This window comes from Pseudoalteromonas sp. Bsw20308 (assembly GCF_000310105.2).
Taxonomy (GTDB): Bacteria; Pseudomonadota; Gammaproteobacteria; order Enterobacterales; family Alteromonadaceae; genus Pseudoalteromonas; species Pseudoalteromonas fuliginea.
Genome location: NZ_CP013138.1, coordinates 3,871,266 through 3,885,550, shown reverse-complemented (window position 1 = coordinate 3,885,550; position 14,285 = coordinate 3,871,266). Strand labels below are relative to the sequence as shown.

Here is a 14,285-nt window from a genome sequence, read left to right as displayed (position 1 = left end):
TGTATTCACTTTAGACTATTAATAGAAGTGGGACTGATTAATAAAAATACTACCCCTCAAAAATAAATAAAACTTAAAAGTATATAAATCATGATCTAAAACAAACTTTATTCAAGGTAATAACTTAGCTATTTTTTTATTGATGCAGGTCAAAAATCATCCATCCTAACGGCGCATAATAATGTTGTCGAAATAATTAGGAGAGATAACATGCATGCAAAAACAGTTAAGCAAAATAAAGCGGAGTTAATTGTTGTAGGCATAGCGGTGGTAGCATTTGTACTAGGGTTAGTTGCTCACTTGGCCGGAGCTAGCTTTGCTAATTCAGACTTTTTTGGTTATATAGCAGCGCCAATACCACTCGTGCTGGGTATTATATTTTTAATTAGTTATAAAATTGCAGAGGCTGGCGAGGATTAATTCTCGCTTAAGCATTTTAAAATGTAGTCGACCACTTCGCGTGAGTAAATCATACTGGTATGGCTTAAATGAAACACTTTGTGCTCAGCCATACCTTTGAGCTTGGTTTCATCAAGCAATACAGTGCCATCTGATTTACTGCCTTTAACTATAAGGGGCATTAAACCAATGGGTAAGTCACCTGCAATGCTGTAGAGCTTAGCTTTAAATGGCCAGTTACCATTTTGTGTAAGCAAAAATTCAACACTATTTTTTAAAAAAGATTCAAAGCCTTTTTGTTTCATTTTTTGCGCTATATGGCTACCTTGATGAGGCGTGCCTAAAGTAACTACTTTTGTAATGTGTTGGCTTGCAACTGAATTAGCTTCTAGGTATGCGCGAGCGACTAATCCGCCCATTGAGTGACATACGAGTGCAGAAGGTTCACCTGCAATAAATTCATCAATTTGAGCAAAAATAGCATCGCGGTTTGGATCAAGCGTATTATAAGTAAGGTTTAATACCTTAACACCAGATTCTTCCAAGCGAGAGCACAGTGGGCGCATAACAAAGCCAGACATATACAAGCCATGTAAAACAATAACGTGTTTAACTTTCATACGCTCCCTAATACCAATTTTATTAAAAACATGATCATTCTAGCGTATTAAATAATCCGCTACCTGCGTTAAAAATTATTTAGATAGAACAACTATGTGTCATAATTTTCGCCTTGTTATCGACTTATTTATTTGTCGCTATAATAGATAACTAATTTAATGCAATTGGTATAACTACCGTAGTTACATTAACTGCTGTGGTTTTATTTCAATATTAGTTGTATCGGTGTTTACCCACACTTCACCATCTTGAATGGTAATGGCGAGCTTGATACCACGATCAACCAAAGCAGTAAGTGCTTGTGTGGCTGCGTAATCAAGGCTAAAAATACTCAGGTTTTTAAATTCATACAATTTAGGTTGGTGTTTTTGCCACCAAATTGCTTGATTGTTTTCACCATAAGTATATAGCACCACTTTTTTAGATTTATTACAGGCTTTTTTAAGGCGTTTTTCGTCTGGTAAGCCAAGCTCAACCCACAGCTCTATTTCTTCACTGTAGTTTACATGCCAAAGTTCAGGCTCATCGTCAGCACTTAACCCTTTGGTAAATTCTAAACCATCACAGCTATTGAGTGCAAAAGCGAGCAAGCGAATCATTAACCGTTGGTCGGTTTCTGACGGATGTTGTGCCAAGGTTAAACTAAAATCTTGGTAAACGTGGCGGTCCATATCGCTAAGCGATAATTGCACCTTCATAATGGTGGATTTAAGAGCCATAACAACTAATCTAAAAAAATTTGCGCCAGTATAGCGCAATTAAATGAATTGCCAGTTAAAATAGCGGTTAATTATACGTTAGGAGTTAAAAATGGCTATCCAGTGGTTCCCTGGGCATATGAATAAAGCCCGTAATGAAATTAAAGAAATAATGCCACAAATGGATGTGATCATTGAAGTGCTAGATGCGCGCATTCCCTACAGTAGCGAAAATCCGATGGTGGCAACCTTGCGTGAAGGTAAGCCGGTCATCAAAATTTTGAACAAAGCTGATTTAGCTGATCCTAAAATGACGCAAATTTGGAAGGATTATTTTGAACAAGAAAATGGCGTTAAAGCGATTTCTTTTGGTCACGATAAAGCAGCTGAAGTACACCGTATTAATGAGCTTTGTAAAAAGTTAGTGCCGCATAAAGTAGGCGCCGATAAGCAAATAAAAGCCATGATCATGGGTATTCCTAACGTGGGTAAATCTACGTTAATTAATGTATTGGCTGGGCGTATAGTTGCAAAAACAGGTAATGAGCCTGCTGTTACTAAAGCGCAACAACGCATTAAGCTTGAAGACGGTATTATGCTTTACGATACGCCAGGTATGCTTTGGCCAAAAGTAGAAAACGAAAACTCAGGTTATCGCTTAGGCGCCACCGGTGCCATTCGTGATACAGCACTTGAGTATGAAGAAGTAGCAAGTTACACAGCTGAGTACCTATTGCGTGCATACCCAGAGTTATTAAAAGGGCGTTATAAAATAGATGAATTACCAGAAAGTGATTGGGAATTTGTTGAAATGGCGGGTAAAAAACGTGGCTGTATTCGTGGTGGCAATCAAATAGACACATACAAAATGTCTGAAATACTAATCAACGAATTACGCGACGGTATTATTGGCCGTATTACTATGGAAACCCCGCAAATGCGTGAGGAAGAAGAAGTAATGGTTGCTGGTTTACGCGCTGCAGCAGAAGCTAAAAAGGCAGCTAAAGAAGAAGAGAAAAAACAACGCCGAGCACGCGCACGTAAAAACCGTCGTTAATTGATTTAGTTTAATTTAACCAACTAAATTACAGACATAAAAAAAGCCCGTAAGGGCTTTTTTAGTTTCATATCTACCGTCACCGATATGAGCAATGTAGCAAGTAAAATAGTAGGGCGGTTACTCATCATCAACATCAAGGGGCGTTGCGGTTCATAACAAGTAACCATAGCTGTTTACGTGCGCCACACGTTGTTTCAGGGTCGAGAAACAAATCAATTCATTCCGTTACAAGTCAGTATGCTTGCTGTCTTGTTGATATTGATTATCAGTTAGATTCAAGTGTCTGTCAACGATTAAATGCAAATAATTATCATTATCTTAACTGTGTTTTTTATTCTCTTAAAAATCTGCATGTTAGGGTCAACTTAGGTGCAATTTTTTATTTTTACTTAAGCTTATTTTACCTACTAGAGTTTATTAAGCCTGCTAACAATAAGTAAAAATCCCCTTCCATCTGTTTCTATTACTTTAATCCTAATGTTGTCGAATTGTGTCTTGGCTATGTCTATTCTTATTGTTTTTTATCAGATGTCTCATTTAGGATAGTGGAATACAGCGTAATGACTTTATTTATATAAGGGCGTGTCGTTCGCTTATATACATAATTCAATCAACCTACATGGGAGTCATACTAATGAAAAGGCCAAAGCTATGATGTTATAGTCATTTTATCGAGCGTATGTTAGCGAATAGCAACACCTCTATACTCTTTATTATAAGAAAGGGGTCTTCTCTCAAATTTATGGGGAATAATTTTGAATGCCATTAGGCTGCCAGCAGGGTGATCGCCATTAATGGTAGCAAATAAAAGCGCTTGTGGCGTGATTTTCTTTATAAGTACTATGGGTAATCTTCATCGAATAACATCATAAACCAGCTGGTACTTGGTAGGTATTTTCTTATTATTCAATTGCTTGACTGAAATCGTGAGTTATTCTTACCTTGTAAATACTTGCAAGTTAACAGTGCGATTTTATAAAGTTTATGTTAACGAACAATAATCGCTTTATCATTTAGTGTGCTGGCTTTTTATCACCTACAAAAAAGTACTAAATGTTTGTGCTTGCTCATCATTGCGTAGGCGCATACATCAATAAAAAATATTAGTAGTTTATCTTCCACCCAGCCTCTAAGGTCCCCATAAGACTTTTGGGATTTTATGAGAGTGTGGAATTAAGAGCCATTAGAATCTGACTGTATGCACTAGGGTTTGTAAAAAGCAGTTGGTAAAGCAATCACCATATAGTAACAAAATGTAAAGTGAAATAACTAAAAACCATCTAAAAAGTTTGGCTCTAGCGAGGTGTCCATATGTGTATAGTTTTCACTCCATTTTTTAGTAGCTTATTTATATGTCATAAAAGTAAATAAAATGTTTTAAGGTTAACATTCATATGTTTTTTGGGTACTATATATTGATTTTAGACAAAATAAATTCAAATGGAATTTGCAATCGTTTTAATAACAATAATGTTGCTTTTTCCAAGTTTTAGTAGTCAAGCTGCTAAAATCAAGAAAATACGGCAATGATACATTAATTAGATTTGATAAAATGTTCGATAAGAACTGCAAAGGTGCTGAATTTTTGGTTGAAAGGCGGGGGAAAATAAAAGGTTGCTGTCTTTAGTTCATACTGCAGCAACTGCAGGTAAAACAGTCTCCATATTATCTCCAAGTTTTGCAAATGGTGTATACGATTAAAAAATAATAGAAGTATTTGTGAGCTTTTAATATTAAGGAAAATAATGAAAAAACTATTTATTACAATTGCACTTTTATTTTCATTTAACGCTAAAGCTATTTGGCTTAACTCAACGGGTGAAATTGAGAGTGTGGTTATATACACCTCTAATAAAATTTTAGTGAAATTAAAAAATAATAATGGTGGCGATGTTGCTGCATGCAGTAGTAAAGATTTCTTTGCTATATCTAGCACTTATACCGAAGAGGCACGTGCAAGAATGTACAGTACATTACTTGCTGCAAAGCTTGCAGGGCGCTCGGTCACACTGTCTTATAGCGATGTAAGTAATTGCGAAGCTTGGGGAAGTGGCAGCAATGTATACAGGCGTATCACTCGTTTAACACTATAAACACATAAAATATATAAATATTAAGGATAAAAAAATGAAAATAGCCAGCACTGTACTTACAATCTCTCTTCTATTATTAGCAGGTCAAGCGTTCGCAAGCTGTAATAAATATGCTTGCGAAGGTGTGTCAAATGTCGTTTTCTCGTCAGTTATAGCCAATGACTCAGAGGTGAAAATAAAATTTCATGAAGGCACAGGAGCAACCTTGTCATGTAATTTAGATTATGAACAAGCAGCCCCTCTAAATCAACAAAGTGCAAACTTTCGTAACATGCAATCGATGTTGTTGACCGCCGTAGCTGCAAACCTTCCTGTAGTTTTGCGTTTCAATAATGATTTTGCAGCATGCAAAATTGAATCAGTAGAAATAAAAGTTGTTGAATAATAGGGACTATTAGACTAAATGATTAATCTCAAAGGGTTATGGGGTATGTCATTAGGCCTTCTTGGTCTAGCTGCACATGCAAGTCCTGTTGTTCCTCAAAATAAAATATGGACTGATAATGAAGGTAATCTTTATTATCAGCAACCTGTTAAACAGGTCACTACAGTGGAAGAGGCACCTGTAAGTATACGTGTTTTTGAAGCGATGCCGTATGTAAAAATAATCGAAACAGCTAATGGTTATAAATTATTACCTATGTCGGCTGTGCAGTTTAATAAAATAAATGCTGAATTAGATGTCATCGGTGAACGCTTAAGAAGTGACTTTGATGGAGATGGAAAACCAGATCTTTTAATTCAAACAGATCTAGGTCATGAATTACTTGTCTCAAATAAATCAGTTAAACCTTATAAAATTGGTTTTGATTTAAAAAGCCTAGGTAGTGAAGTTAGAGTTCAAGATATGAACTATGACTTTAGAGCCGACATTGTTTCTCAAGACTTAAAAACGGTTCATTATGCACAATCAACAGGTATGTCGCATGCGATAAGCATCAATGATTATGTCGGTGCATTACCTGCAGAAAGTAATGTTTCACCCAGCGGTGAATTTACTTATAATGTACCTATCACTATTGGGGAGTCAACGGGTGGCCTAAAACCAAGTTTGTCACTGAGCTACTCGTCATCTCCTCGTAACGGTCATGTGGGTGTTGGCTTTAACATTGGTGGATTAAGTGCAATTACACGATGTGAAAAAAATATGGAAACCGATGGAGTTGCCAGCTCAGTCAACCTAGACAACAACGATATGTTCTGTCTAGATGGTCAACGTTTGATAATTAAAAAAGGGCAAACTTACGGAGTAAACGGCACAGAGTACCGAACCCGTCAAGACTCAGGTAAAAAAATCATCGCGCATACTTCTAACACGTCCACAGGGCCTTATGCTTTTTCTGTGTATGACACACAAGGAAATAAGTACTCATACGGTAAAGTTGGTAGTGACAGCGATGCGCTTATCAATACTAAAAATAATAGTGCATTCACATGGGCACTTAAAAAAGTACAAGATGCATCAGGTAACTACTACAGCTACCACTACAAACAAGTTAGTAATACCTTAGAGTATTACCCAATTTCATTAAAATATTCAGGTTACGGCTCTACGACCCATAATGAAATTAAATTTAATTGGGAATCGAGAACAGATAAGTATCGATTAACTTATCTAAAGGGTAATCGTATTACTTTAACCCAGCGTCTTAAAAATATAGAGTCGTATTACTCGGGCCGTTTGATAAGGCGCTATAACCTAACGTACTCGTACATTGGCACCGGACTAAAAGAAAGCTTACTAACAAAGATCCAAGCTTGTTCAAGTGATAACAAATGTTTGTCACCCACCGTATTTAATTGGAGCAACCGTGGCAGTGTACGTTTAGGCAGTGATATTGGTAAAGATTACTCTCGTAATAGTCGTTACAAATCACACCAATTCTTAGATTTTAATGGTGATGGCTTGACTGATATTGCGTATGTTAGAAATGACAGAGGCAGCTCAAGCGATCACTTATATATGATCCCTAATACGGGTAGTGGCTTTGGTACTGAAAAGCGATTTTATGATTACGCAACCAAATCATTTAGAAAAACATGGAAAGTGGTTGATTATGATAAAGATGGCAAAGACGACATTCTTTATATGCCGTCAAGCACCAGTCACTGGAGAGTATTCAAGCATAACTCAGGCATGAGTTTTAGCGTACAGACCTTATCATCTATCAGTAAACCTGATAACGATAACAACACCCGATTTTTTGATATAGATGCTGACGGTTACCCAGAACTTCTTCACTTTGTAAAGAATAAGCTATCGTACCAATCAGGTACTAAAACAGGGTTATCTTCAAGCACTGCAAAAGAGATTAAATTTAATCTAGAAGCCGGCTCAAACTCAACTGCCACACTTTTATCGTATGATAAAGAAGACAACACGTTCCAAGCAATGGACTTTAATGGTGATGGGCGTGCAGACTTTTTAGCAAAAGTAAGAGTAACCACACGCTCAGGTGGCGGAGGTGGCGGAGGTGGCTGTGTTAGTGGAATATGTCAGCAACCAAAAGTGATTTTAGATAAAAACTTAGTTGCTAAAAACCTATTTAATAACAATGGCTTAGGTGGTTCAGCTCAGCAATTAAAGAGCGTAAATAACGATGATTTATTAAATAGTCAAACTTTAGTGCCTGTTAATACATCTAAGCTGAACCGAGTGAATATGGTTGCAGAGGCACAGTCTGAAGTGCTGTCATCATTTGGTACGCCTTTATCAAGTATGAGTGGGCCTATAACAACGCAAAGCAGTTCATCTTACACGTACTGGAAAGTACTTGTATCGGCAGGTAAAGACGCGTCGGGTGAGTTTAATTTTAATGAGTACCTTACAATAGCCAGCAGCTATGGGATTAAGGACATTCAGGCGACCGAGCTCAATGGTGATGGTCTAGCCGATATTCTATACCGTGACAACGACAATAAATGGTACGCACGTATCAATAATGGTAATGGCTTTGATAGTGCTATTTACGTCACTACTTATGATAAAGCGAGTTTAAAAACCGCTGATATTAATGGTGACGGTGTTCAAGAAATTTATCGTGAATACTATGGCGATAACTTTCATTTCTTCAATGGCTCAGGTTTCACATCTTACAAACTGACCTCTAACCGTTCAGACTACAACTACTCAACGTATATGGATGTCACAGGCGATGGCAGTCCAGATAAATTGGTTTTCTCTGGTCGAATGGGTCTGTATCAAAATCTAGACTCGCCGACATCATTAATCACCAGTGTGACAGATGGGTTTGGTGCTAAAACACATATTGCCTATTCAACGCTCAATAACCGCAACATTTATACGCCTCATAATGATGCAAATAAAAAGAGCTGGGGCAACGGGCGCGTCACTGATGTGAAATCAGGCTCGCGTGTAGTGAGCTTGTTACAAAAGGGTGGAGATCAAGTTACCTATAAATACCATGGTGCAAAAGCACAAGTTGGTCGCGGCATGCTAGGTTTTAGGCAAATAGAAATCGAAAGCCGTAATGCGGGGACAAAATTTGTCACAACTTATCGTCAAGATGGTGACTACCGAGGCAGCGCCGAGAAGGTCGAGTCTTATGTGAAGTATGGCGCAGAGCCCTCAACTGGAGGTGGTTCTGGTGGCGGAGACGAGCCAATAGAACCCTGTGAAATCAAACCTTCTTTGTGTAATTGTGATTGGAATAATGAACGCGCTTGTGAAGTACCAAGGTTATTACCGATAGAGTCCGCTGTGCAATTTACAGCAGCCAATGGTAATACAGATAACTTAAGCCGAGTCTCGACAACGGACATTGCGAAGTTTGCAACGCTCTCAACAGCGTCAGTCAACAGCAGTGTATGGCGTTTAAAGTCTGAAGTAACAACGACCCACAGCCGCAAACAGCTAACCCCGTTTGTGACAGCTAATTCAACTAAACCATATATGGTGTACCCAAGTCGCTCAGTAACAAGGCGTTATAACACCGATAATAGTAATGCAACGGTTATTGCAACCAAGACAAAAACACTGAGTATAGACAGCTATGGTAATCCGTTAGTTGAAACAAGCACGGTTGATAGTAGCAACGGCTATGCCTATACCAAGTCAGATAATGACTATAGCTACAGTGCGTATGGCGGTCGCTTAACGCAAAAAGAAGAATATAAACGTTATTTAAACCGTTTAGGTGGGTCAAACAAAGGTAACTATGCCAATACTCATATCAGTAAGTTTGCTTACGATAGCTCGGGTAGGCTAACGAAGACAACGGCCAGTAATGGCGTGGTAAAAACATACACCTTAAATAACCGCGGTTTGATCACAAAAGAGACTGTCTCAAAGTCAGGGCTCCCAACCAAAACGTTAGAGACCTATTATGATAGTACTTATCGTCATGTAACGGGTGAAAAAAATACCTTAGGACATCGTAGCACTATAGGATATGACTCGCTGGGTCGTAAGCATTACACGCAAACAGCAAACGGTCAGCGCACTTATTACACCTACAACAAATTGGGCCGTTTAACCGGGGAAATATCGACCCCTGCAAGCAATCATAGTACCTCTGGTAGCTTGGCTATTAGCACAAGCAAAGCCAAATATTGGTGTGTAGGGACCAACCATTGCCCAACATCAGGTGTTTACTTTGAAGAGACGGTTGCAGAAGGTGCACCAAATAGCCGTGCCTACTATGACGTACTAGGCCGTAAATTGCGAGAAGGCAGTGTGGCACTCAATGGCACTTATGTGTATGTCGACTACGGGTATGACAACAAAAGCCGCAAGGTTAAAGAATCAATGCCCTACTTTGCAGGTAATACACCAATATGGAATAGTTACGAATACGACAAACAAAACCGTGCTGTTAAGGTTACCAAATCTGACTTATCTGAGTGGCTGACAGAATATAACGGCGAGTCGGTGACCAGTGTTAATCCTGCAGGTCATAGAAATACACAAGTTAAAAACGCCATGGGTCTATTGGTCAAAGTGACCGATGCCAACGGTAAATCAGCAACGTATGAATATGACGAGAATGGTAAGTCAAGAAAGCTAACGGGCCCGAAAGGAAATCAAATTCAGGTTACTTTTGATAAGTACGGCAACAAAACCAAGGTGGTTGACCCAGATAAAGGCACAGTCAATTACAGCTATAACGCGTATCATCAGCTGACACAAGAAAGCGACAGCAATGGTAATGTAATGATGTATAAGTACGACAGCATTGGTCGTGCTACAGAAAGTGTACGTAAACGCAACGGCAAGCTTGAGCATCACACTTTTACTGAATACGATAAAGGTAGCTATGCCAAAGGCATGGTGTATCAAACAACGGATAAAGTAAGCGGGTTCACCGAGCGGTTTTACTATGATTCATTCGGTCGCAATCGTGAGAAGCACACTATTATTGATGGCACAACCTATAAAGAAATATGGGCTTTCAGTAATAATGGTCAATTACTTAAAGAAACCGATGCGTCAGGTAAGTCTGTTACTTATACCTACAACAGCCACCAGCACTTAACTGCTTTAAAAGACAACCAAACCAATAGCACTGTGTGGCAAGCTAAAGCTGCGGATGCCTTTGGTAACGTGACTAAAGAGCAGCTGGGTAGTCGCATTACACGCAATAAAACCTTTGATGCTAATACCGGCTTATTGACCAGTATGACGTCAACAGGTAACGGCACACTGCAAAACTTACGTTACGACTGGAACAACTTAGGTAACTTAAATTATCGCCAAGACTTGGTGGTAAACAAAAAAGAGACCTTTGGTTACGACGGCCTAAACCGAGTAACCAGTAGCCGTATTTCAGGCGGGGCGAGTACTGACATTCGATATAATGAGTTGGGTAATATTACCTATAAAACAGGAGTGGGGACTTATCATTATCAAAGTAGTCGTCCACATGCCGTAACTCAAGTAACAGGAACAAGGGCTAACAACTATGCCTATGATACCGCAGGTAATATGGTTAAAGACAACGAGCGAGAGCTTGTTTATAACAGTTTCCATAAACCGACCTACATCAAAAAAGGCAACTACTGGGTAGAATTTGCCTACTCAGGTACAGGTAAACGCTATAAACGTTCAGAGTTTGGTGGCGAAAAAGGCAGTTTAATTCCGATACTCAATGGTGACATCACCGTATTTATACCCCTAGCACAAGAAACACGCTATGTTGGCAACGTCGAATTTATTCGCTATGGTGGCCAAAGTATTTGGGTGAGCAAGCGTTACATTGCAGGCAAAGTGTTAGTCACCACGGTGAATAACCAAGCCACCACTCGCTACATGCTAGACGACCATTTAGGTTCAACTCATGTGATTGCTGATGCCAATGGTAAGCTTGAGCAAACCATGAGCTTTGATGTGTTTGGTGCGCGCCGTGATGCCAAAACATGGGCAAGAGATTTCAGCGACCAAGCTAAGTTTACCAGTAAAATTACTTTACGTGGTTATACCGGTCACGAGCAAATGGACGAAGTTGGGCTGGTACACATGGGTGGGCGTATTTACGACCCTATTCTTGGGCGCTTCTTACAAGCAGATCCCATGGTGCAAGCACCAGAGAATATTCAAAACTTAAACCGCTACTCGTACGTGGTGAATAATCCGTTGAATAAAACAGATCCAAGTGGGTATATTTTTGCGACACTGGCTATTTGGGCGTTGAATGCTATGGTTTCCCAACAAGTTGTAGTAGGAGTTGCAGCCACTGTATTGAAGGGGATGTTAGCAGCCTATTCTTATTATGGATACGCCAAGTTAGCAGTCGGAATAGCTAAAGCAATAGACGGTGGTGGGACAGCAATGGCTAATTTTGCAGGTGGGTTTGCAAAAAGCTTTGCAAAAGGGGCCGCTGTTAATTGTATGTTGAATATGGCTGCGGGAGCTGGGTGTGTACCCGAGTCTTCAGAGTCTTCTAAAGAGCAAGCTACCACTAAGACTGATGGGGGCAACGAAAGTCCAACGAATGCTGGGGAGGGCAATAAAGCTACAAACTTAACAAGTGCTGCTGAGAATTCTGATGGCGGTATAGCCGATTCAGGTAATTGGAGGTTATCACGTTTTGATGGTGATATGCCTGTTTATTCTAAGACTTATAATCTAGCAGACGTTGTTCAAGACTCAGGAGATTCTTTCAGTGGCCTATTAGATTTCGCAGCTGGTGCTGCTGATGCAGCAACGTTTGGTTTATCTATGGGTTATACCGGAAGTAATCCTTACGTAAATCCTGAATCACGGATGTATTATTTAGGAGCAATGGTAAGTGGTTTAGGCCTTAAGAAAGCAGTTACAAAAGGCGCTATGCTTGGTGCTAATGGTACCAAGACAGCAAGTAAGACTTTATGGAAAGGAAAAGGCAAAGAAAGGATCGATGTTGAAAACCCAAATCCTGGACAAAGACCTGGTCAAGTGCATTATCAAGACAATCAGAATAACAAATATCTTTACGATCCTGAGAGTAAATCCTTTCCAGGAGCACCGAAGTCTGTTAACAAATTATTGAATGATAGAAAGTTTAAGGCTGCAATAGATAAGGCTATGACTAAATATCTAGGAGAATAAAGTATGCTTGTGATGAATTCAGAAATGCTTAAAACATATGAAAAAATTAGGCTTGGCAATAAACAACTTTCTACAAAATTACTAGCTATTTCTTTAAGCGGTTTTGTCAGCAAAGATGAGTGTTTTTTTCTAAAAGATTGTGTTGAGATAAATACTAATATTACATCACAAGATTTTTCGGATAAAACTGGATACGAGTGCTTTATAAACTCTATTAATGTTGATGACTATGTTAAAAATAGTTTTCTTGAGCAGGGAATACTTTTTGTTCGAGAAGTTTTCAACTTATTTAGACAGCTTGATGTGAATAAAACGCTGAATTGCATAATGTCTTTGGATGAGTTTGGATTAAAAGTTAAATTCCATACGATTAGGACTGGTGAAAGCTGGCTTTCTGATGATTTGGAAGAATTTGAAGAATCTATTTTAATAATAGATTCAGACGAGCGTAGTTGGATTTAAAAAAGTATTAGGGTCAGGCCTTGTATTGTGTAGGCCTGCCTCTCTCTTACAAGTAAGGATAACAATGAAAATGAGGTATATAGGGTCAGGTCCTGAGGGATCCCCACAATTGCTAATGAGAAAGTGAATAGGGTCAGGTCTTGCATTTTGTCTTTATGTAATTAGTGGCAAAAAACAAGACCTTTGTAGTGGTCAACTAATTTTGGCCACAGTTTTAGAACCTTGATATCTAACCTCAGATTCATTTGGTGCTAAACCGGCATTATAATGATGCGGCCTAACATTGTTGTAATATCCATTTATGTAATCACTTACGCTATATTTAGCGTCTATAAAGTTTCCATATCCAATCTTTGGCATCCATTCCGTCTTAAAGCTTCTAAAAAATCGCTCCATTGGCGCATTATCCCAACAATTTCCACGTCTACTCATACTTTGTGTGATTTTATAGCGCCATAAACGTTGGCGATATTTTAAACTTGTATAATGGCTACCTTGGTCTGAATGGAACATGAGTCCTGTCGGTTTCCCTCTGCTTTCATATGCGAGTTCAAGCGCTTTTAGCGTTAAATTAGTATCTGGTGACAACGACATTGCCCAGCCAACCACTTTGCGTGCAAATAAATCAATAACCACGGCTAAATAAGCCCAGCGATTGCCTGTCCAAATATACGTCACATCACCGCACCACACGGTATCCGGCTCAACAACATCAAACTGTCTATCAAGCAGGTTTGGGATTTCAAGGTGTTCATTACCACCACGTTTATATGAATGTTGAGGTACTTGGCAGCTTTCGAGCTTTAATTTAACCATTAGCTTAGCTGCACGATAACGGCTCAATTCAAAATCATTGTTCGTTGCTATCGCTGCGATTGTCCGTGCCCCTGCTGAACCACCACTCATCGCATGTATTGCTTTTACTTCAGCCTCTAACCTTACTTGCTCAGGTGTCGGCGTTGTATCCCGTATGGCCCAGTACTTATAGCTGCTGCGATGCACATTGAATACGCGACATAGCACATTAATTGGATAACGCTCTCGTTGATTTAACTTCTCGATTAACGAGAATTGTTCAGGGAGTCGGACATCAAGAGAGCGGTAGCCTTTTTTAATATATCCTTTTCTAATTCAATGCGTTGGATTTGCTTTTTAAGTTCGCGGATTTCAATTTGTTCGGGCGTCATTGGTGACGCTGATGGTGACTGACCATTGCGTTCTAGCTTTAATTGAGTAACCCATTTACTTACGGTTGATTTACCCACCCCCATCGCTTTTGCTGCGTCTTCTTGCGTATAACCTTGGTCTACTACAAGCTGAGCCGTTTCTAATTTAATTGCCGCTGAATATGTTGCGCGTTTTAATTTCGTCATTTTTTCACCCAAATTTGTATGCTTATTAGCATA

9 protein-coding genes are annotated in these 14,285 nt (G+C 39.2%); 6 read left to right on the top strand and 3 right to left on the bottom strand.

Translation table 11 applies throughout. The features are described from left to right. Positions 1–210 precede the first annotated feature (210 nt). A complete protein-coding gene (locus D172_RS17060) occupies positions 211–420 on the top strand; it encodes a hypothetical protein (RefSeq protein WP_007377884.1) in 210 nt (69 codons plus the stop codon). Here the strand turns inward: D172_RS17060 and D172_RS17055 are convergent. After that, on the bottom strand, positions 417–1,019 hold the full coding sequence (locus D172_RS17055) for a DUF7379 domain-containing protein (protein WP_007377883.1): 603 nt from the start codon (positions 1,017–1,019) through the stop codon (positions 417–419). The genes D172_RS17060 and D172_RS17055 overlap by 4 nt on opposite strands. A 183-nt stretch (positions 1,020–1,202) precedes the next feature. Next, positions 1,203–1,739: a YaeQ family protein gene (locus tag D172_RS17050; RefSeq protein WP_007377882.1), complete on the bottom strand. Its 537-nt coding sequence runs from the start codon at positions 1,737–1,739 to the stop codon at positions 1,203–1,205. 91 nt (positions 1,740–1,830) lie between these two features. Between D172_RS17050 and ylqF the strand changes: the two genes are divergently transcribed. The 5 genes from ylqF (at position 1,831) to D172_RS17025 (ending at position 12,879) form a co-directional block, all read left to right on the top strand. After that, a complete protein-coding gene (ylqF, locus tag D172_RS17045; protein ID WP_007377881.1) occupies positions 1,831–2,775 on the top strand; it encodes a ribosome biogenesis GTPase YlqF in 945 nt (314 codons plus the stop codon). Between the two features lie 1,748 nt (positions 2,776–4,523). Further along, the gene (locus tag D172_RS17040; RefSeq protein WP_007377879.1) at positions 4,524–4,871 is read left to right on the top strand and encodes a hypothetical protein; all 348 of its coding nucleotides are present in this window, start codon (positions 4,524–4,526) and stop codon (positions 4,869–4,871) included. A 34-nt stretch (positions 4,872–4,905) separates the two neighbouring features. Continuing rightward, positions 4,906–5,256 (top strand): hypothetical protein, encoded by a 351-nt coding sequence (locus D172_RS17035; RefSeq protein WP_033023769.1) that lies wholly within the window; start codon positions 4,906–4,908, stop codon positions 5,254–5,256. A gap of 18 nt (positions 5,257–5,274) precedes the next feature. Next, positions 5,275–12,417, top strand: a complete 7,143-nt coding sequence (locus D172_RS17030; RefSeq protein WP_007377877.1) for an FG-GAP-like repeat-containing protein — start codon at positions 5,275–5,277, stop codon at positions 12,415–12,417. A gap of 3 nt (positions 12,418–12,420) precedes the next feature. Next, positions 12,421–12,879 carry a hypothetical protein gene (locus tag D172_RS17025; protein ID WP_007377876.1) on the top strand — a complete coding sequence of 153 codons (459 nt, stop codon included), beginning with the start codon at positions 12,421–12,423 and terminating at the stop codon, positions 12,877–12,879. A 192-nt stretch (positions 12,880–13,071) separates the two neighbouring features. Here D172_RS17025 and D172_RS17020 read toward each other — a convergent pair. After that, positions 13,072–14,252 (bottom strand): IS3 family transposase gene (locus D172_RS17020; protein ID WP_150115549.1). Its coding sequence is split into 2 segments (ribosomal slippage): positions 13,072–13,994 and positions 13,994–14,252, totalling 1,182 coding nucleotides; the frame shifts between segments, so codons are not numbered across the junction. Positions 14,253–14,285: the final 33 nt, after the last annotated feature.